Annotated in this window: 20 protein-coding genes; all 20 read left to right on the forward strand. The window is 48.2% G+C overall.

The genetic code is table 11. The features are described 5' to 3' along the window. Positions 1-512 precede the first annotated feature (512 nt). The 20 genes from BMY75_RS07910 (at position 513) to BMY75_RS08005 (ending at position 19,647) form a co-directional block, all read left to right on the forward strand. Complete coding sequence (locus tag BMY75_RS07910) at positions 513-1,625, forward strand: leucine-rich repeat protein (RefSeq protein ID WP_074832184.1); 1,113 nt, start codon at positions 513-515, stop codon at positions 1,623-1,625. Between the two features lie 146 nt (positions 1,626-1,771). Continuing rightward, positions 1,772-2,353 (forward strand): SLOG family protein, encoded by a 582-nt coding sequence (locus tag BMY75_RS07915; RefSeq protein ID WP_242940201.1) that lies wholly within the window; start codon positions 1,772-1,774, stop codon positions 2,351-2,353. A gap of 42 nt (positions 2,354-2,395) precedes the next feature. Continuing rightward, a complete protein-coding gene (locus BMY75_RS07920; RefSeq protein WP_074832187.1) occupies positions 2,396-3,397 on the forward strand; it encodes an LCP family glycopolymer transferase in 1,002 nt (333 codons plus the stop codon). Positions 3,398-3,421: 24 nt separating this feature from the next. Further along, on the forward strand, positions 3,422-3,856 hold the full coding sequence (locus BMY75_RS07925) for a hypothetical protein (RefSeq protein ID WP_074832190.1): 435 nt from the start codon (positions 3,422-3,424) through the stop codon (positions 3,854-3,856). A gap of 201 nt (positions 3,857-4,057) precedes the next feature. Continuing rightward, on the forward strand, positions 4,058-4,603 hold the full coding sequence (rimP, locus tag BMY75_RS07930; protein WP_074832326.1) for a ribosome maturation factor RimP: 546 nt from the start codon (positions 4,058-4,060) through the stop codon (positions 4,601-4,603). 347 nt (positions 4,604-4,950) lie between these two features. Beyond that, positions 4,951-6,069: a transcription termination factor NusA gene (gene nusA / locus BMY75_RS07935; protein WP_074832194.1), complete on the forward strand. Its 1,119-nt coding sequence runs from the start codon at positions 4,951-4,953 to the stop codon at positions 6,067-6,069. A 1-nt stretch (position 6,070) separates the two neighbouring features. Beyond that, positions 6,071-6,355, forward strand: coding sequence for an RNase P modulator RnpM (gene rnpM / locus BMY75_RS07940; RefSeq protein ID WP_074832198.1), 285 nt, complete (start codon positions 6,071-6,073; stop codon positions 6,353-6,355). Continuing rightward, positions 6,339-6,674 carry a L7Ae/L30e/S12e/Gadd45 family ribosomal protein gene (locus BMY75_RS07945; protein WP_074832201.1) on the forward strand — a complete coding sequence of 112 codons (336 nt, stop codon included), beginning with the start codon at positions 6,339-6,341 and terminating at the stop codon, positions 6,672-6,674. The genes rnpM and BMY75_RS07945 overlap by 17 nt, the downstream gene beginning before the upstream one ends. 111 nt (positions 6,675-6,785) lie before the next feature. Further along, a complete protein-coding gene (gene infB / locus BMY75_RS07950) occupies positions 6,786-9,368 on the forward strand; it encodes a translation initiation factor IF-2 (RefSeq protein ID WP_074832330.1) in 2,583 nt (860 codons plus the stop codon). 106 nt (positions 9,369-9,474) lie between these two features. Then, positions 9,475-9,900, forward strand: a complete 426-nt coding sequence (locus BMY75_RS07955; protein WP_074832205.1) for a GNAT family N-acetyltransferase — start codon at positions 9,475-9,477, stop codon at positions 9,898-9,900. Positions 9,901-9,910: 10 nt separating this feature from the next. Next, positions 9,911-10,441, forward strand: coding sequence for a GNAT family N-acetyltransferase (locus BMY75_RS07960; RefSeq protein ID WP_074832210.1), 531 nt, complete (start codon positions 9,911-9,913; stop codon positions 10,439-10,441). 41 nt (positions 10,442-10,482) lie between these two features. Beyond that, the gene (gene rbfA / locus BMY75_RS07965; protein ID WP_074832214.1) at positions 10,483-10,878 is read left to right on the forward strand and encodes a 30S ribosome-binding factor RbfA; all 396 of its coding nucleotides are present in this window, start codon (positions 10,483-10,485) and stop codon (positions 10,876-10,878) included. Then, positions 10,844-11,851 carry a DHH family phosphoesterase gene (locus BMY75_RS07970; RefSeq protein WP_242940202.1) on the forward strand — a complete coding sequence of 336 codons (1,008 nt, stop codon included), beginning with the start codon at positions 10,844-10,846 and terminating at the stop codon, positions 11,849-11,851. Before rbfA ends, BMY75_RS07970 begins: the two co-directional genes overlap by 35 nt. After that, positions 11,848-12,747: a tRNA pseudouridine(55) synthase TruB gene (truB, locus tag BMY75_RS07975; RefSeq protein ID WP_074832222.1), complete on the forward strand. Its 900-nt coding sequence runs from the start codon at positions 11,848-11,850 to the stop codon at positions 12,745-12,747. The genes BMY75_RS07970 and truB overlap by 4 nt, the downstream gene beginning before the upstream one ends. A 17-nt stretch (positions 12,748-12,764) precedes the next feature. Next, entirely contained in the window at positions 12,765-13,685 is a 921-nt protein-coding gene (ribF, locus tag BMY75_RS07980; protein ID WP_074832225.1) for a riboflavin biosynthesis protein RibF, read from the forward strand. A gap of 26 nt (positions 13,686-13,711) precedes the next feature. Next, on the forward strand, positions 13,712-14,554 hold the full coding sequence (locus tag BMY75_RS07985; RefSeq protein WP_074832228.1) for a hypothetical protein: 843 nt from the start codon (positions 13,712-13,714) through the stop codon (positions 14,552-14,554). A 139-nt stretch (positions 14,555-14,693) separates the two neighbouring features. After that, on the forward strand, positions 14,694-15,671 hold the full coding sequence (locus BMY75_RS07990) for an ABC transporter ATP-binding protein (RefSeq protein WP_074832232.1): 978 nt from the start codon (positions 14,694-14,696) through the stop codon (positions 15,669-15,671). Further along, positions 15,671-16,408, forward strand: coding sequence for an ABC transporter permease subunit (locus BMY75_RS07995; RefSeq protein WP_074832236.1), 738 nt, complete (start codon positions 15,671-15,673; stop codon positions 16,406-16,408). Before BMY75_RS07990 ends, BMY75_RS07995 begins: the two co-directional genes overlap by 1 nt. 12 nt (positions 16,409-16,420) lie before the next feature. Beyond that, complete coding sequence (locus tag BMY75_RS08000; RefSeq protein ID WP_074832238.1) at positions 16,421-18,142, forward strand: GldG family protein; 1,722 nt, start codon at positions 16,421-16,423, stop codon at positions 18,140-18,142. Further along, the gene (locus BMY75_RS08005) at positions 18,142-19,647 is read left to right on the forward strand and encodes a DUF4340 domain-containing protein (RefSeq protein ID WP_074832242.1); all 1,506 of its coding nucleotides are present in this window, start codon (positions 18,142-18,144) and stop codon (positions 19,645-19,647) included. Before BMY75_RS08000 ends, BMY75_RS08005 begins: the two co-directional genes overlap by 1 nt. The last annotated feature ends 41 nt before the right edge of the window (positions 19,648-19,688 follow it).

Here is a 19,688-nt window from a genome sequence, read left to right on the forward strand (position 1 = left end):
TAGATCATCTATGATAAACGTCGTCAGGGCTTCATCTTTTCGGACTGTTACGAGCAGATATTCAATTGTCAAGATTCTGTTCCGATGTCAGGATACTATTCCGAATGCAGTATAACACGCCGCCCTTTGTACCGTAGTTACAGCGGACGGCTGCCTGCCATCGTGCGCACCGGAATCATGTTTCATCGGAGAAGTTCTCCGCGCCCATTGGACGCAGGGCTTCTTACTAACAGCTAAAAAAGGGGAAAAGTTGTACGTTTTTGTACAACTCTTGCAGAAATATGTCCGAGTAAAATGAAAAAACAGTTGTTTGCATATAGTCTGCGGTGTGAAATTGGGTGAAACGCCGAAAATCGGAACGACAAAACAGCTTCGTACTTGACAAACATCAAAAAAGATGTATAATTGGAAATGCTGTGATTCGTTGCAAAAATGTAAAAAACTGTAAGCACATTTTCATCTGCCGAAGCAGAGACAGTGTGCGTTATGATTCTTATTCGAGGTGTTTATTTATGAAAAAGATAGTGGCAGGACTGCTGGCTGTTTCCATGGTATTCGGTGCAGGCGGGGTTCTCGGAAATTTGAGCAGTGATGTTTTCACATTGACGGCAAGCGCTGATGAAGAACAGCCCACGAGCGGCAAATGCGGTGAAAACGTAACATGGGTGTTTGATGAAGACGGCACACTGACTATCAGCGGCGAGGGGGATATGTACCTCGTCGATAAGCCTATTTCACTTGGGCGTAAGACAGATGAGGTAAAAAAGGTAGTCATTGAAAATGGCGTAACGAGCATAGGCAACAGCGCCTTTACATTCTGTATGAACTTAACGAGCGTAACTATTCCCAATAGTGTAACAAAAATAGGCAAATATGCCTTTATGAGCTGTGGAAGCCTGAACAAGATCAATATACCTAATGGCGTAACCCGAATAAGTGACTATACTTTTACACACTGCAGCAATCTGAAAAGCGTAACCATACCTGAAAATGTGACATATATAGGGGAATGCGCTTTTATGGGATGTACAAACCTGACCGACATAAAAATCCCCAACAGCGTAACAAACATAGGGGAATGTGCATTTGTCGATTGTGATAATCTGACTAAAATAACTATTCCGAACAACGTCATAAAAATGGGTTACGGTACTTTTGCAAATTGCGAAGAACTTACAACCGCCGTGATATCAGATGGCGTAACAAGCATAAGCGAATACGCATTTTATGGCTGTCCAAAACTGAAAAGCGTAACTATACCCAGCAGCGTTCGGATAATAGGAGAAAAAGCATTCGGATACTATAACGATAAGGAAAAAGATATTATTGGTACTACGATAAAAAATTTCACCATAAGAGGCACTAAAGATACTGCTGCTGAAAAGTATGCAAAGAACAATGAGTTCAGATTCGTCGAAATGTCAGACGCTGGCATCAAGGGCGATGTAAACAATGACGGCAAAATAAATATTACCGACATCACAAAAATAGCATTGCACATAAAGGGAAAAAAATTCCTTACCAAAGAACAGAAGCTTCGTGCAGATATCAACAACGACGGAAATATCACCATTACCGATCTCACCAGGATAGCGGCGCATGTAAAGGGCAAGAAATCACTTTGACAGATATACCGGAACAGAGTCCTCAGCGGCTCTGTTTTTTTTCGGTAATACTACGGCAGGTTTTAAGATAAATCAAAAAAGGTATTGAAAAATGGGGAAATGTGTGCTATAATAATTTTAAGTGTTATCGAAAGGCGGTGGCTGAGGTGCTGGACAGTGTTGAGATCATCTCCGCGGAGGAGTTTTACACCGAAAGGGCTTCGACCTGCTGCTTTACAGGACACCGTCGGCGTGACCTTCCCTTTGGAGGCGATATCTCAAAACAGGGAGTAAAAAACCTGATAAGCACGGTGCATCTTTTGTGCCATGAGGCTTACGGGAGAGGGATACGCACTTTCATAACAGGCATGGCTGAGGGGGCAGACCTGATCTGCGGATCGGTGATAATGGATATGATGCACAGTGAGGATCATCCCGGGACAGAGCTTATATGTGCTCTGCCGTACAAAGATCAGATACGTGAGATAAAGCTTGCGAAGGACCGGTATATATACAGTCTGCTGCTGAAAATAGCTTCGGCTGTGGTGGTGACGGGAGATATCGGTGACAGCGGGCGCTACCGCAGGAGAAACAAATTCATGGTGGACAATTCTTCGGAACTGATCGCGATATACAAAGAAAAACAGCGTGGTTCGGGAACTTTGCAGACCATAAATATGGCTAAGCACAACGGGCTGGATATACACGTTATCGAGCTTGACAGGAACCCGCAGTTCTACTGTGAATAAACAGATAAAAAAAGGAAATAATATACAGTAAGGAGAAAATATATGTCATCTGCCGTAAAGAAAAGAAAAAGGAAAAGAAGATCACAGGCACCCGTTGCGCTGGTATATGTTGTAACGGTGCTGATATTCATGGCGCTGATATCCATGCTTTCAATATACCTGCTGAAAAGCTTTGGTCTGCTGAAAAACAACGAGGACGAAGATGCTTCTGTAACTACGCAGACCTTCAATGATCTGTTCTCGCGAGTAAACAGCAAGGGTGTACTTTCAGACATGGCTCTGATAAGGATAGACCCGACTGACAACAGCATACTTGTTGTGCCGATATCGGCTATGACGGTGAGCAAGACCAACAACATGACCATGCGCGATATCTATTCAAATCAGGGCATGGCGGGCGTAAAGGATGCCATCGAAGGTACGCTGGGTCTGAATGTGGACAACTATGCTTCGCTGTCGAATGACGCTTTTGAGCGAGTTTGCGACATATACGGAGGAATAACCTACAAAGCTCCCGAGGAATTATACTATCTTTCAAAGGACAATAACGAGAACGATATCTCGATCCAGAAGGGCGAGCTTGCATCACTGGGCGGAAGACAGATAAGACTTCTGACTCAGTACCCCGTATTTTCCAACGGCAAGCAGGGCAACAACGAGTTCCTGGGCGAGGCTATGGAATCGCTGATAAACAGTATGTTCCAGCAGGCGTACATCACGCAGGACAACCTGGACAATATCTACAGCATAATAACTACCAACAGTGATACCGACATGAACCCCGAGGACTTCAAGTTACAGAAGTCATATATCAAGGACATGCTTTCCAGCAGCAAGACACCTGCCCAGAAGCTGATACCCAGAGGCACATGGGGCGAAAAGGATTCAACCTTTGTTATCAGCGAAGATTTCATCACCGAGCTGAAGGAAAAGGTAGCCGAGATCGCTGCGGAAAACGGAGCATCCTCTGTAGCTGAGGGCGGCACACAGGCACAGGCTGACGCAAAGAACACAGAAGCCGAAGCAAAAACGGCGGAACAGTAAGACGACTAAGGAAAGTGATCACAAATGAAGCTCATGGTCCTGATACTGAACAAAACAGAAGCGCTGGAATACCTGCTTGAGGGACTTTCGGCGGCGGGCATCGGCGGCGCTACGATAATACCCTCTTCGGGTATGGCGATGACGCTTTCAAAGATGAATTCAAGTTTTCTGAGTTCGTCGATACGCAGTATGTTCAGCGGCGAGGAAGACGACAACAAGACCATAATCTCTGTTATAGAGGACGATCAGCTTGATCTGGCGCGGAGAGTGGTATACAACACTGTGGGCGACCTCTCTCAGCCGAACACGGGCATAATGTTCACGGTGCCGCTGGATTTTGTTGAGGGCAGGCGCAAGAAGCGGCGTGCAGAGGACAGAAAAGATCACAAAAAGGGCAAGGAAGAAAATGGGAAGAAAAAAGTCTCCGATGGCACCTTGAAAGGTGAAAAGGACCGGTGATTGTAAATTTCCTGTTAATATTCCGGACATCTCTTGCAAAAGTGTACTATTTGTAGTATAATATATGCAATAGGCTTGACGAAAGACCGGAATTTAAAATTCACGGTCTTTTGTGTTTGTATGGACTATAATCGCACCGGTATGCGGTACAGTTTTGGTGGTATCGGGATGGGTGCGGATATCACAGGGAGGGCTGATGATTTGAGTAAAAGCAAGGGCGGAAGCTCAAAAAAGAGTACGGCGGACATCGTAGCCGAGCTGGCTCAGCCGCTGGCGGACGAGCTGGGGCTTTTCCTCTGGGACGTAAGGTTCGAGAAGGAGGGCGCCACCTGGTATCTGAGGGTGCTTATCGACAAAGACGGCGGCGTGACGATGGAGGACTGCGAGAATTTCACGAGACCTTTCAACAAGATACTCGATGAAGCAGACCCTATATCCCAGAGCTATGTTTTTGAATGCGGCAGTCCCGGACTGGGCAGAGAGCTGAGAAAGCCGATACACTTCGAGGTGTGCATAGGCGATGTTGTGAGAGTAAGGCTGATACGTCCCGATGAGAACGGCGAGCGCGAGTTCATCGTAGGACTGGTGGGCTATGACGAGGAAGAAAAGCTGATAGCCTGTCAGACGCTGGACGAGAACGGCGACGGCGTGGCGAACGTACAGTTCAGCCTGAACGACTGCGCTTTTGTCAAGCTCTACGACGACGGCGACCTGGAAGAAGAGCTGGCAGGAGCTAAGTTTGATTGATAGGCAAACGCAAGGGTATTTGACACAGCTAAGTTGCTGAGAATGGCAAACAGCTTCAATGCCCGAGCGCCTCTTGACCATAGTGAACCGAACGAGGAACGAGTGAGAGTGAACGACGGTCAAGCCCCTACAGGCGCGAGGGTTTGAAGCGTCGGGGGTATGGGGGCTTCGCCCCCATTTAAGATAATCGTTAAGCGGCAAAAGTTGTGAGGAATAATTATCCATCCAAAGCTTCGTGAGCTGTGCAATAATCCACGCGTAAAATTTAAAGCAAAAAGTCTGGACGGGGAGCCGTCCGTTATTAAGGATACAGAGCTATTTATACAAGAGAGGAATGGTCATAAAAAATGAACGAGCAGTTTTTTAAAGCACTGGCAGATCTTGTCAGCGAGAATGAGATCGACAAGGACGTACTTATCGAAAAGATCAGAGAGGGCATCATCAAGGCGATAAAGAAGGAAAATCCCGAGAGCGAGCATATCAGAGTTGATATCATACCCGAGACAGGCAAGCTTGAGATGTGCATACTCAAGGAAGTTATGAAGGTAATGTTCGTTGACGACCCTGCCAACGAGATATACATCGGAGAGGCACAGACCTATGACCCGAGCATCAAGGTGGGCGACTGGGTTGAGATACCTGTTAACCCTGCTAAGATAGGCAGAGTTGCGGCACAGTTCGCAAAGCAGTCCATCAAGCACGATATCAAGGATTTCGAGAGAAACAAGCTGATAGAGCAGTACAAGGACAAGGAACACGAGATAGTTACCGCTACGGTACAGAAGGTAGAGCCTGCTACAGGCAATGCAGTTATCACCATTGACAAGAACGAGCATTACTTCTACCGCAGTGAGCAGATACCCGGCGAGATACTCAAAGAGGGCGACAAGATCAAGGTATACATCGTAAGCCTTGGCGGCGGCGAGAAGAGACAGCCTGTTGTCAAGCTTTCAAGAACTCACAAGGATCTGGTAAAGAGACTGTTTGAGCTGGAAGTTCCCGAGATAGCTGACGGCACCGTTGAGATAAAGTCCATATCCAGAACAGAGGGCGTAAGAAGCAAGATCGCTGTATGGTCCAAGGATAAGAACGTTGACGCTGTGGGCGCCTGCATAGGTCCCAAGAAGTCCAGAATATCCGCTGTTGTACAGGAACTCAAGGGCGAGAAGATAGACGTTATCAACTGGGTAGAGGACGAAGCAGAATTCATCGCTAAGGCGCTGGCACCTGCCGAGGTTCTCAGTGTTGAACTGCTGGAGCCTGAGGTGAAGATAGAGCACAAGGGCGAAGAAAAGGAATTCGAGAGAGTTATCAAGAAGTGCCGCGTTATCGTACCTAACAATCAGTTCTCACTTGCCATAGGCAATAAGGGTCAGAACGCTAAGCTGGCGGCAGGTCTTACAGGCTACAAGATAGACATCGTTCCCGAGAACGCACCCGAGAGCGCGGAGGCGGAAGAAGAATAAGATGCCTGTAAAGCCGAAGAAGATACCGATGAGAATGTGTCTCGGCTGCGGTGAGATGAAGCCAAAAAAAGAGCTTGTCAGGGTAGTGCGTTCCAAAGAGGGCGAGATAAGCCTTGACCTGACAGGAAAAAAGGCGGGCAGAGGCGCATATATATGTGCAGACGCTGAATGTCTGAAAAAGGCACGCAAGGCAAGACGACTGGAAAAGAATTTTGCGTGCAGGATAGATGATGAGTTATATGATTCCATGGAAAAGGAGCTGAGCGGCAATGAGCAGCAACAATAAATCGGGTATACTTTCGATGAGCCGCAAGGCAGGCAAGCTCGTTATGGGCATGGATATGGTAAAGGACGCTTGTTCCGTGGGTAATGCGAAAGCAGTATTCACGGCGGCGGACATATCGGAAAAATCGCTGAAAGAGGTGCGCTACACCTGTGCGAAGTACGATGTGAAGCTTTACGCATTGGGCATGACCATGGACGAGGTAGCACTGGGGCTCGGAAAGCGCGTAGGCGTTGTGGCGATGACCGATGCAGGATTCGCAAAGAGCTGTGCCAAGGGACTTGAAGAAGTAATCATCGACAAGGACGAGTTCGGTATTTAAAGTGTTCTGACACTGATATAGAGTAAACGGAAAAGATAAGGCTTTCCCGACGGGTGAGCCGATGAAGAAAAAATATGTTCATCGTAAACAGAAGGAGGATATTTATTGCCTATGAGTACGAAAGCAACTAAGAAGATAAAACTTAATGACCTCGCCAAGAGTCTGGCTCTCGGCAACAATGATATTATAGAGTGTCTTGAAAAGCTGGACGGAGTTTCCAGAAAGACACAGGCTGCACTTTCACCTGAAGAGGTGAGCTATGTATTTGAATACTTCACCCAGAACAATCAGGTGGAGAATTTTGACGCATACTTTGCAAACACTGTAAAGCCTGCCGAGGAACCCAAGCCCAAGAAGGCTGAAAAGAAGGCAGAACCCAAGACCGAGAAGAAGCCCGAACCCAAGGCTGAGGAAAAGAAAGCTGAACCCAAGGCCGAAGAGAAGAAGCCTGAGGTAAAGGCTGAGAAGGCGGAAGAGAAAAAAGAAGAGCCCAAGGCTGAGGAGAAGAAAGTCGAAGTGAAGACCGAAGAAAAGAAGGTCGAGGCTAAGGCTGAGGAAAAGAAGCCCGAGAAAAAGCCCGACAAGAAAAAGGAAAAGAAAGAAGCTAAGAAGCAGGATCACGGTGTCAAGATGCAGCTGGGCGGCGGAAGCTCCTTCGGCGGCGATGACAGCAAGGGTTATACCGTTTCCGAGAGCACTGACGATCATTCTTCAGGCAAGAGAAGAACTGTTGATACACGCGGAAGCTACATCGAGCTGGACAAGTACAACGAGAAGTACGACAACATGGCTACCAGCAAGCAGGGCAACAAGAACGACAACTTCCGCAAGAAGCAGAAGATAACTCAGAAGTCTCAGCAGTACAAGAAGCAGCAGCATTCTCACAAGAAGGAGACAGAGCAGGATAAGCTGAACAGACTGGCTCTTGAAAAGGCGAGAAAGCAGCAGCTGAAGGTAATGATACCCGACGAGATCGTAGTATCAGAACTGGCAAGCAGACTGAAAGTTACTGCTACCGAGGTCATCAAGAAGCTGATGGGTCTGGGCGTATTCGCTTCCATCAACGAGGTAGTTGACTTTGATACAGCTTCACTGGTAGCTGAGGAGCTGGGTGCAAAGGTAGAGAAGGAAGTACACATCACCATTGAGGAGAGACTTATCGAGGACGAGGCTGACGCTCCCGAGAGCCTGGAAGAGCGCTGCCCTGTTGTAGTTGTTATGGGTCACGTTGACCACGGTAAGACTTCCATACTCGACAGGATAAGAAACGCAAATGTTGCCGAAGGCGAAGCAGGCGGTATCACACAGCACATCGGTGCTTATCAGGTAAAGTGCAACGGACAGAAGATCACATTCCTGGATACTCCCGGTCACGAGGCATTCACTTCAATGAGAGCGAGAGGTGCTAACATCACCGATATCGCTATACTGGTAGTTGCGGCTGATGACGGTATCATGCCACAGACAGTAGAATCTATAAACCACGCAAAGGCAGCGGGCGTATCCGTTATCGTTGCGATAAACAAGATGGATAAAGAGGGCGCTGACCCTGACAGAGTAAAGCAGCAGCTGACCGAGCATGAGCTGGTCGTTGAAGAATGGGGCGGCGACGTTATCGCAGTGCCTGTATCTGCAAAGACAGGCATGGGCATTGACGAACTGCTGGAGAACGTACTGCTGGTAGCAGAAGTCAAGGAGCTGAAAGCTAATCCCAACAGACTGGCTAAGGGTGCTGTTATCGAAGCACGTCTTGACAAGGGCAAGGGTCCTGTTGCTACACTGCTGGTACAGAACGGTACTCTCCATGCGGGCGATGTTATCATCGCTGGCACATCTGTGGGCAGAGTAAGAACTATGACAGATTACCGCGGCAGACCTATCACTGAGGCAGGTCCTTCAACACCTGTTGAGATCACAGGTCTGGGTGAAGTTCCTGTTGCAGGTGAGACATTCAACGCAGTTGAGGACGAGAAGCTGGCAAGAGAGCTGGTAGAGCAGCGTAAGCACGAGGCTAAGGAAGATGAGTTCAAGAAGTTCCAGAAGGTAACACTGGACAATCTGTTCTCGCAGATATCCGAGGGCGAGATGAAGGAACTGCCTATCATCGTAAAGGCAGACGTTCAGGGTTCTGTGGAAGCTGTAAGACAGTCGCTGGAAAAGATATCCAACGAGGAAGTACGTGTAAGAGTTATACACGGTGCTGTTGGTGCTGTAAACGAGAGCGACGTTATGCTGGCTAACGCTTCAAACGCTATCATCGTCGGCTTTAACGTAAGACCCGACCCTGTTGCTAAGGCTAACGCTGAGCAGGACGGTGTTGAGATAAGACTGTATCGTATAATCTACGATGCTATCGAAGAGATCACCGACGCTATGAAGGGTATGCTTGCGCCTAAGTTCCGCGAAGTTGAGACTGCGCGTGTTGAGGTAAGACAGGTATACAAGATCAGCTCTGTTGGTACTGTTGCGGGCTGTTACGTACTGGACGGCAAGATCGGCAGAAACGATCTTATCAGAGTTGTTCGTGACGGTATAATCGTGGCTGACGACAAGATGAGCTCGCTGAAGCGTTTCAAGGACGATGCAAAGGAAGTAAGCGAGGGATTCGAGTGCGGTATCACTCTGGAGAAGTTCTCCGACATCAAGGAAGGCGACATCTTCGAGGGATACATCATGGAAGAATACAGAGAATAAGTCCTAACGCCGGACGGGCGGATTCCGCCTATTATCGGGGTGCAATAAAGGATAGTTCCCTGTGACGGCGGGTCGAAAATTGAGATCAAGATTTTTGCGGTGGACTATGAGCACTGAAAAAAAATTTGTATTTACGGATAAGATAACAGCCAAGGACTATCTGCGTCTGAGAGAGGAAGCGGGCTGGAAACAGCTTGCTCCCGAGCAGGCGCAGGCGGGACTTGACAACAGTTTTGCTGTATCGGCAGTTTTGCTTGAGGGCGAGACTGTCGGGTTTGCAAGACTTCTGTGGGACGGCGGCTATGTTGCATATCTCGCAGAGGTAATGGTCACAGAAAAATGCCGTCACAACAGGCTGGCTACACAGATGGTGGAGAAGCTTATCGAAAGGCTTCGCGCTGAAAAGAAGGACGGCTGGCAGATAAAGATCCATCTGATGGCAAATCTCGGGAGAGAGAGCTTTTACGAGCAGTTCGGATTTAAAAGCAGACCGAACGACCGTGATGGTGCGGCTATGGATCTGTGGCTTTGAGAGGAAAAGTATGATAACGACCGAAAGACTGATACTCCGTGAGATGGACGATGGCGATTACGAGGCGCTTTACAGGGTGCTTGACGATTCGGACATAAGGGAGCATTACCCCTACACCTTCGATGAGGCGAGAGTGCGCCGCTGGATAAGCAGGAATGTGGAGAGATACCGCATATTCGGCTTTGGACGGTGGGCTGTATGTCTTAAAGATACGGGTGAGATGATCGGGGACTGCGGTCTTACTATGCAGAATATCAACGGCATGATACGTCCTGAGATAGGGTATATCATACTGTCGGAGCACCGCAGGAAAGGCTATGCGGCGGAAGCGGCGCGGGCTGTGCGGGACTTTGCATTTGAGAACACGCCTTTCGGGGTGGTATATTCATACATCAAAAGCACAAATACTGCATCTGTGAAAACTGCACAGGATTACGGCTGTAAGCTTGTGGAAGAATACACTGATGAAGAAAACGAAATAACCAAGGTCTTTGCCGTTACCCGCGAGGAATGGGAAAGGCTGAAAAGGCAGGGCGAGTGAGAACTGTCTTTGGACTATGACACAGGGAAGGAGCTATATAAATGGCATCACACAAGGCAGGACGTATGTCCGAGGATATAAGACGTATAATCTCGGGAAAGATGGCAGACCTGAAAGACCCGAGGATAAACGGAGGAGAGTTCCTGACCGTAGTACGCTGCGATGTGGCAAGGGACGGCTCTTTCTGCAAGGTATATATATCCAGTTTCAGAGGGCTTGATGAAGCCAGGAAAGCTGTAAAGGGATTTGAATCGGCTACGGGTTATCTCAAAAGGGAGATATCCAACGTACTGGGGCTGAAAAAGTGTCCCGAGCTGAAATTTGTTGCTGATGATTCGATCGAACATTCAGCGGCTATAACCAAGAAGCTGAGAGAGCTGGTAAAAGAGGAGCGTCCCGAAGATGAAGAGGACGTTGAGGAGTCCGCAGAGGACTGACCGTTATAGAAAGGGCTATTGTATGGAATACAGCGAGATAAACAGGATATTTGAAGAAAATGACAAATTTCTCATATTGACACACAAAAGCCCTGACGGTGATACACTGGGCAGCGGCTTCGGGCTGTGCTATTTTCTGAGAGATATGGGCAAGCTGGCTAATGTGGTGAATTCTGACGGTTTTCCTGACAGGTATGATTTCATGTACACTGAGTACAAGGAGCAGGATTTTGAGCCTGAGTACATCATAGCTGTGGACATAGCCGATGTTTCGCTGATGGGCAGCGGGCTGGCAAAGTATCAGCAGGCTGGCATGGTAGACCTTTGCATCGACCATCACATATCCAACAAGCATTTTGCGAAGCTGACCCATGTTGAGGGGCAGACGGCTGCGGCGGCGCATATCCTTTACAAGATATTCAAGGAATCAGGCAGGAAGCTGAGAGATATCACAGCGAAGTGTCTGTACACGGGTATAGCCACTGATACAGGTTGTTTCAAGTACGAGAATACAACGCCCGAGACCCATATGGCGGCGGCAGAGCTTATGGCTTACAAGATCGACTTTGCAAACGTGAACAGGAAGATGTTCGATGTGAAGAGCAAGGGCAGGCTGAAAGTCGAGCAGGCTGTTACAGGCGGAATGGAGTATTATCTGAATGACAAGTGCGCCATGATAACCATAACTACGGAGCTTATGGAGCGCTGCGGGGCTGACCCTGCGGAGTTCGACGGACTGGCTTCGATACCCCTTTCGGCTGAGGGCGTGGTGCTGGGCATCACGGTAAAGCAGAGGCACAGCAACGTATACAAGATATCGGTGAGAACTACCGAAGAGATGGACGCATCGGCATTCTGCGGATTATTCGGCGGCGGCGGACACATACGTGCGGCGGGCTGTGAGATCAAAGGCACGCTGGAAGAAGTGAAAGCACAGCTGCTTGAAAAAGCAGGGCAGGTACTCGTGATATGACAGGACAGGAAATAAGCGGCGTTATCGCGGTATACAAACCTGCGGGCTGGACATCCTTCGATGTGGTGGCTAAGATGCGGGGGATACTGCACACGCGGAAGATAGGTCACGGCGGAACTCTCGACCCTATGGCTGAGGGCGTGCTTCCTGTATTTGTGGGAAAAGCCACTAAGGCCTGTGACATACTCCCTGATGTAAAAAAAGGCTATCATGCGGGATTCAGGCTGGGTCTGACCACTGACACCCAGGATATCACGGGCAAGGCACTGAAAGAGGACGGCAGGGCTGTATCTCTTGAAGAACTGCGGTCTGCTGCTGAGAAGTTCATTGGCAGGACGATGCAGGTGCCGCCTATGTATTCGGCGGTAAAGGTGGACGGCAAGAAGCTTTATGAGCTGGCTCGCGAGGGCAAGGTCATTGAACGTCAGGCGAGGGAGATAAATGTGCTTTCGCTGGTGATAGATGATTATGACGAGGTGTCCCGTGAGGGGCACATGACGGTGCTTTGTGAAAAAGGCACGTATATACGCACGATAATCAACGACATCGGCGATACGCTGGGCTGCGGCGGGGCTATGACCTCACTGGTGAGGACGTACTCGGCGGGGCTGGCGCTGGAAGAATGTCTGAGTATAGAGGATATACAAAGGATAGTCGGTGAGAGCGGTGCTGAGGGCGTGCTGACACGGCTCGACAAATGCTTTGAGGTCTATCCTGCGCTGAAGCTTAACGAGAGAGTCACTGGACTTTACAAGAACGGTGTTAAGCTGAGGGCAGAGCAGGCAGGTGCTGAGGAAGGTCAGGTCTACCGTGTATACGGTGCGGACGGCGGTTTCATCGGGCTTGGCAGAATGACTGATGGAGGATTTCGGAGCGTCAAGAATTTTTTCGTATGATCGAGGAATGATTTGATTTGAAAGATATCGACAGGGGCTTTTCGCCCGACAAGGGGACTGTCTGTGCGCTGGGGCTGTTTGACGGCGTTCACAGGGGGCACAGGCTGGTCATAAACAATGCGCTGTCGCTGGCGGCGGAGCTTGGCGTGAGGTCGGCGGTATTTACTTTCAGGACCGACACGGTGACTTCTAAAGGTCACGACGGCAGGATAGAGATGATACTCAGCGATGAGGAAAAGCGCAGGCATTTCGAGAACATGGGAGTTGACCTTATATACTCCCCTGCTTTTCATGAGCTGAAAGGTATGTCTGCGGAGGAATTTGTCAAGGATATACTGGTTGGACTTCTGGGCTGCAAAGCTGTTGTATGCGGCAGTGATTTCCGTTTCGGCAAAGGGGCGGAGGGCGACTGCAACACTCTGGAGCTTTACGGCAGGATATACGGCATAGACGTTAGGGTCTGCGACAAGCTGAGCTATAAGGGCGAAGAAGTGAGCTCGACGGTGATACGCGAGTGCATACGCTCTGGACGGATAGAGCAGGCAAACGAACTGCTGGGGTATATATTCGGGCTGAGGCTGGTAGTTGAGCACGGCAGGCAGCTGGGCAGGCAGTGGAATTTCCCCACGATAAATCAGGTGATACCTCAGGGGCAGATAATGCCGAAATTCGGGGTATATGCCACAAGGGTCATCATCGGTGACGAGGAGAAGTTCGGTGTGACGAACATCGGCGTTAAGCCTACGCTGAAAGCTCACGACGCACCTTTGGCTGAAACTTACATCCTTGATTACAGCGGCGACCTTTACGGAAGAGAGATAGAGATACTTTTAGACAAGTTCATACGTCCCGAAAAGGGATTTGACAGCATTGATGAGCTGAAAGCGCAGATAGCTAAGGATACTTTGAAGGTACGGGAGTTTTACGGGGTAGAATAAAACACAGAATAAGACGTGGTACGAATATGGAACATAACAGAATAAAACTTATATCAGCCGCGGTATTTACTGCACTGCTTCTGACAGGGTGCGGAAAAGCCAAAGTACCCGATTTCGATAAGGACTACAAGGAATATCTGGACTATGCTTTTGACGGCAATTACAGCATAAGCAAACCAATGGAGCAGAGATTCGATGTGGAGGACCGCACGGAATACACATGGCAAGTGATGTACACGGGCAATGACGGAGAAGACAGATCCACAAGAATATTGATCAACCGCGGTGACGATTATAACAAGAAATATATCGATTATGATAATGACTGGACGGTGGCTGATCTGGTTGCCAGAGTACAGGGAACAGAGGTCTGTGAAGAGATAGCGGATCAGATACTTTCAAAGTATTTTACCGAGACTGCGGAAACCGATGAGCATCTTTCGCTTAAAGGCGACGGATTCACGATATCAGCACATACGACCAGCTGCAGGCTGATGGGTGCAGATCTTGATATGCTTGCCGAATTCATCAAGCCGGGCAGCGGTGAAAAGTATGTTGGCACGAACCTGGCTGACTGGGCTAATGATAAGTACAACTATATTGAAGTATTCTTCGCTATTTTGGATGAGTCAAAGACCGAGGAACTTACCGAGAAGTTCAACGAGGTAATAAGCGATTATAAAGCAATTACCAAAGATCCCCAGACCTACTGCTTCAAACTGGAAGGAAAAGACAGTGATGATAGCTGGGTGACACTGGCATCTGAATGCAAGGTGCAGGGCAAGGACTTTGACGCAGAAAATTTCAGGCTCAGTAATGTTGCCGAAGAGTTAGGTATAGATACAGATACGTATATAGATCCGGATTGACGGATATACAAATTCTGACAAAGGACAGATACTATAGGGGGTAAAAGTCCGAGGGTTTTCCGTAAGCTTTCACAGGACTTACACAGTATGGGGTTATACTTTATAATGCACAAATTTTCCTTAGTGGGAGGAAAGTAAATTGATAGAGGTAGTTAATTTATCAAAGCATTACGGCGACAAAAAAGCCGTGAACAATATCAGCTTCAAGGCTGAGGACGGTGAGGTACTGGGCTTTCTGGGACCTAACGGTGCGGGAAAATCCACAACGATGAACATTCTCACGGGATACATCTCATGCACCGCAGGCAAGGCGCTGATAGACGGTGTTGACATACTCGAAGAACCTGTAAAGGCTAAGAAGAACATCGGATATCTGCCCGAGATACCGCCCCTTTACCTTGATATGACGGTCAAGGAGTATCTGTACTTCATATACGACCTGAAAAAGTGCAAGCTGCCGAAGATATCCCATTTGCAGGATATATGCAGCCTTGTGAAGATAGACCATGTTTACAACAGACTGATAAAGAACCTTTCAAAGGGTTACAAGCAGAGAGTCGGACTGGCGCAGGCGCTGGTGGGAAATCCCAAGGTGCTGATACTGGACGAGCCTACTGTCGGTCTTGACCCCAAGCAGATAATCGAGATAAGGACGCTTATCAGAAAGCTGGGAAAGAATCATACTGTAATACTTTCATCGCATATACTCTCGGAAGTACAGGCTGTATGCGACAGGATAGTCGTTATCAACGAGGGAAGAGTCGTTGCAAATGATACTGAGGAGAACCTTTCACACAAGCTGACAGGTGACAACAAGTTCATATGCAGGATAGACGGCAAAAAGGACGCTGTTATGCGCCTGATACAGAGCATTGACGGTGTTGATAAGGTATACTGCGATGCCGAGCACAAGAACGATATCTGCGATTACCGTATTGAATCGGCTGAGGGCAAGGAGATACGCTACGACCTGTTCAAGAAGATGGCTGAAAACGGCTTCACGATACTGGAGCTGAAGAGCGCAGAGATGAATCTTGAAGATATCTTCCTGAAGCTTACTATGGGCGAGGCTATCCCCGCTCTTGAAAATGATAATTATGAGGAGGCTGAGAACTGATGGGCGCTATTTTCAGGCGTGAGGTGCGCAGCTATTTCACCTCCCCTATCGGCTATATTTTTATTGCGGCATTTTTCGCTTATGCGGGACTTATGTTTTCGACGTTAAGTCTTAACAGCGGCTATGCCAAGCTGGACAGTATGTTTTCTTCACTGCTGACCATACTTAACGTACTGATACCAATACTTACCATGCGTACCATATCGGACGAAAAGAGGACAAGAACAGACCAGTGTCTGCTGACTGCCCCTGTAAGTCTTGGCGGTATAGTTTTCGGCAAGTTCCTTGCAGCTTTTCTGGTGTACACCGCTGCTGTTTCCATCACTGCTGTGATGGCTGTGGTAGTATCCATATACGGTGAGCCTGACTGGAACGTTATCGTGGGCAATATAGTTGCTCTGCTGCTGCTGGGCGGTGCATTCATCGCCATAGGAATATTCTGCTCTTCATTTACGGAGAGCCAGGTAGTGGCTGCGGTAATAAGCTTTATAGCACTTATCGCGGTATCTTTCCTTTCCACCATCGGCGGACTTCTGCCTGCGCTGGACGAAGGTCACTGGTACACCAAGGTGATAGAGGGTCTGAGGACTGCGCTGGAGAAAACTTCCTTCGGCGAGAGGTACATCGAGTTCACTTACGGAATATTCAATTTTTCCAATGTGATATTCTTTATAAGCGCTGTGGCGGCTTTCCTGTTCCTTACAGTGAGAGTGCTTGAAAAGCGCCGCTGGAGCTAGGAGGTGTCTGCAATGGAAAATAAAGAAGAAAAAGTCACCTCAAGCAATTCTGAGAAGCTCAAAAAAATCGTGGACGAGGAGAAGAAGTCCAAAAAGAAAAACAAGGATAGCGAGCTTGAAGGCGTTGTTGCCAAAAAGCTGAAACACGGCACTATGGCTACGGCGCTGACCTGTGTATTCCTGGCGGTACTGGTACTGCTGAACGTTGTCACTACTGTGCTTTTTGAGCGCTATCCCATAAACATCGACCTTACAAAGGAAAAGATATACTCCATGACCGAGGAATCGGAGGAGTATGTGAAGAACGTTGACAGGGACGTACTTGTGACTATATTTGCGGACGAGGATACATTTATCAACTATTCGTCCTACAACAAGCAGGCTGTAGAGCTTCTTAAAAACTACTGCAAGATGAATCATCACATATCCTACAGATTTGTGGATATAGATTCAAACCCTGATGTTATAAAGAGCTACAGCGATACGATATCCAATTTCGATATCATATTCGAGACAAGCAGCGAAGTTGACGGCGAGACTGTTAAGAGAACAAGAAAGCTGGGCATGATCGACCTGCTGAGTTTTCAAGATGATTTTGTTTCACAGCTTTCGCAGCAGGGTGTCAGCATTGATATGCTAAGGGAGCAAGCAGGAGGCGACGATATGAGGTTGCTGGTTACTCCCTTACCTATGTTAAACTATAATCGACTAGCCTCTTTTATAGATTCTTCAAATGCTGAACAGGCATATACATCGGCGCTGATGACAGTTACTGACCCGAATCCCGTAAACGTTACTTTCCTGACGGGTAGAAGCGAGGTAAGCGACGTTACAACGAAAACTTCCCCTTTCTCCTATTTCAGGACACTTCTTGTGGCTAACGGATACACCGTCAATGAGATAGACATCACCAAGGACGAGATACCTGCTGAGACCGATATTGCTGTTATACCTGCACCTACGGTGGATTATCTGCCAGAGGAAGTACAGAAAGTCAGCGATTATCTGAACAACGGAAATGAGCTGGGCAAACAGCTTATCTATGTGGCTTCATACAGTCAGGACAAGACACCTAACCTTGATGAGTTCCTTGAAGAGTACGGATTATCTGTGGGCGAGGGCGTTGTATGCGAGACCTACAAGGAAAACTACATCAACTATCCCTTCTGCACACTTTCCACCGATCTTTCTTCGGACTTCAATCAGGATGTGCTGAACAAGGATCTGGTGATAAGCTCCATGTACACAAGACCTGTCAATACTCTTTACGATCAGCAGGGCATGATAACTACCCAGCAGTATGTAAAGAGCAGTGAGAATGCGTATACAGCTAAGCTGAGTTACAACCAGAGCCTTGGTACTCTGGTGCCCTCGGAGACGCTTACAAACGGACAGCAGTGCTTATTTGCTATCGGTTCAAAGGCGAAATTCGCTGATGACGGAAGCGGTGAGACTTCCTACAGCAACGTGCTGTGCTTTGGTTCGGAGTATCTGCTGCAGTCGAATATACTTTCAGCACAGCAGTACGGCAACAGCGAATACTTCTTCAGCATCATCGCGGGTATAACCCACAAGGCTGACGGCGTGTTCATCAAGCCCAAGACACTTAAGGGCACAGCCTTTGATATCGACCAGAGCAAGAAGACCGTGCTGATGTGGACATTCTGCGTGATAATACCCCTGGCGGTACTGGGCACAGGACTGTTCGTATGGTTAAGGAGAAAGAATAAGTAATGAACGGCAAGGTACAAGGTATCATTATCTGCGGCGTTGTCGCGGCAAGTCTGGCAGGTATGCTGGTCTTTCTGAACGCCACGGACAAGGATAAAACTAAAAAGGAAGAAAGCTCGGCGGCGGATACTGTATCTTCCGCGGCTGAGATGGAACACTTCTTCGTACTGGAAAAAGGCGAAGATGAGATAGTCTCCATAAAAGCCGAAAACGAGAACGGCGGCTTCACGCTGGATAAGCCCGCTTCGGGCAAAAGCTCGTGGACGGTGGAGGAGATAGTCTCTGTCAACCAAAACAGGGCGATGAAGGAAAGCATGATCTCCGACTGCGGTAATCTGGAGGCTTCAAAGATAGCCGAGGAGGACGCACAGGAGCTTTCAAAGTACGGGCTGGAAGAGCCAAAGGCTTCATTTGAGGTAGGCTATACCGACGGTACTTCAAAGAAGATACTGATAGGTGATGTGGCTCCCGAATCGAAGTACACCTACATCAAGCTTGAGGACGGCAGCACAGTATACATGATACTGAGCTCACGCATATCGGATATGCTGAAAGGCGCAAAGGATTTTGCAAATCTTTCGCTGATAGAAAAGCCTGTGAACAATGAGGACTGGCCTGAATACGGCAAGGAAGTCATTACACGCAGTGACTGGGACTATCAGGTGGTATTCGAGAACGACCCCAACGAAGACAGCAATATGCTTTCAAGCCAGGTGTTAAGCGAGCCGATATTCTCATATCTTAATATTACGGGCTCAAGCGATGTTACACATGGTATGTGGGGTCTTACAGCTTCAAGCTGTGAGGCAGTTGCTCCCACCGATGAACAGCTGGCCGAGTATGGTATTGACGAACCCAGATGTGTGGTAAGCCTTAAAGGCACAGATTACGACTACACACTGAAAGTCGGGGGTGAATCATACAGCGAGGCGGCTGAGGGTGAGACACCTGTACTTCAGGGCTACTACTGCACACTGGATGGTGTAAAGGGCTGCAATGCCGTATACGTTATACCCGAAGCAAGTCTGCCATGGGTGACTTTCAAGATAGAGGACGTTACATCAAACCTGATAACCTCCAACTATCTTGTAGACCTGGCGAATATGTCGGTGACTATCGACGGCAAGGAAACTCTGTTTGAGATGACTACCAACGGAGGAAGCAACGACAAGGACGAAAACGGCAAGGCGGCTGATGTTACTTCAGTAAAGGCTGACGGCAAGGAGCTGGATATAGATAATTACAAGGACCTTTATCAGTTCATAATGTCATGCCCCACCAACGAGATATGGTTTGAAGAGCCTGAGGGTGAGCCCGCTGTTATCATCAAGCAGGTACGCAAGGACGGCGGCGAGGACGTTGTCGAGTATTACAAGGATACCTCTAGACGATACATCGTCAAACTCAACGGCAAGACATCTTTCAGGATACAGAGCACCTGGGTGGACAGCCTGAAGACCAATGTCGAGAATCTGAAAAACGGCAAAAACATAGACGTAAACTACTGATACTTAAAAGGTATCACAACAGACAGAAAGGCGGAGAGATA

The sequence above is a fragment of the Hominimerdicola alba genome, from assembly GCF_900109655.1.
In the GTDB taxonomy this organism is placed as follows: Bacteria; Bacillota; Clostridia; order Oscillospirales; family Ruminococcaceae; genus Hominimerdicola; species Hominimerdicola alba_B.

Bases quoted from the DNA above. Each gene is read 5' to 3' on its own strand.
- BMY75_RS07910 (WP_074832184.1), top strand. From the start codon at position 513: ATGAAAAAGATAGTGGCAGGACTGCTGGCTGTTTCCATGGTATTCGGT.
- BMY75_RS07920 (WP_074832187.1), top strand. From the start codon at position 2,396: ATGTCATCTGCCGTAAAGAAAAGAAAAAGGAAAAGAAGATCACAGGCA.
- BMY75_RS07925 (WP_074832190.1), top strand. From the start codon at position 3,422: ATGAAGCTCATGGTCCTGATACTGAACAAAACAGAAGCGCTGGAATAC.
- nusA (WP_074832194.1), top strand. From the start codon at position 4,951: ATGAACGAGCAGTTTTTTAAAGCACTGGCAGATCTTGTCAGCGAGAAT.
- rnpM (WP_074832198.1), top strand. From the start codon at position 6,071: ATGCCTGTAAAGCCGAAGAAGATACCGATGAGAATGTGTCTCGGCTGC.
- BMY75_RS07945 (WP_074832201.1), top strand. From the start codon at position 6,339: ATGAGCAGCAACAATAAATCGGGTATACTTTCGATGAGCCGCAAGGCA.
- infB (WP_074832330.1), top strand. From the start codon at position 6,786: ATGAGTACGAAAGCAACTAAGAAGATAAAACTTAATGACCTCGCCAAG.
- BMY75_RS07955 (WP_074832205.1), top strand. From the start codon at position 9,475: ATGAGCACTGAAAAAAAATTTGTATTTACGGATAAGATAACAGCCAAG.
- BMY75_RS07960 (WP_074832210.1), top strand. From the start codon at position 9,911: ATGATAACGACCGAAAGACTGATACTCCGTGAGATGGACGATGGCGAT.
- rbfA (WP_074832214.1), top strand. From the start codon at position 10,483: ATGGCATCACACAAGGCAGGACGTATGTCCGAGGATATAAGACGTATA.
- BMY75_RS07970 (WP_242940202.1), top strand. From the start codon at position 10,844: ATGAAGAGGACGTTGAGGAGTCCGCAGAGGACTGACCGTTATAGAAAG.
- truB (WP_074832222.1), top strand. From the start codon at position 11,848: ATGACAGGACAGGAAATAAGCGGCGTTATCGCGGTATACAAACCTGCG.
- BMY75_RS07985 (WP_074832228.1), top strand. From the start codon at position 13,712: ATGGAACATAACAGAATAAAACTTATATCAGCCGCGGTATTTACTGCA.
- BMY75_RS07995 (WP_074832236.1), top strand. From the start codon at position 15,671: ATGGGCGCTATTTTCAGGCGTGAGGTGCGCAGCTATTTCACCTCCCCT.
- BMY75_RS08000 (WP_074832238.1), top strand. From the start codon at position 16,421: ATGGAAAATAAAGAAGAAAAAGTCACCTCAAGCAATTCTGAGAAGCTC.
- BMY75_RS08005 (WP_074832242.1), top strand. From the start codon at position 18,142: ATGAACGGCAAGGTACAAGGTATCATTATCTGCGGCGTTGTCGCGGCA.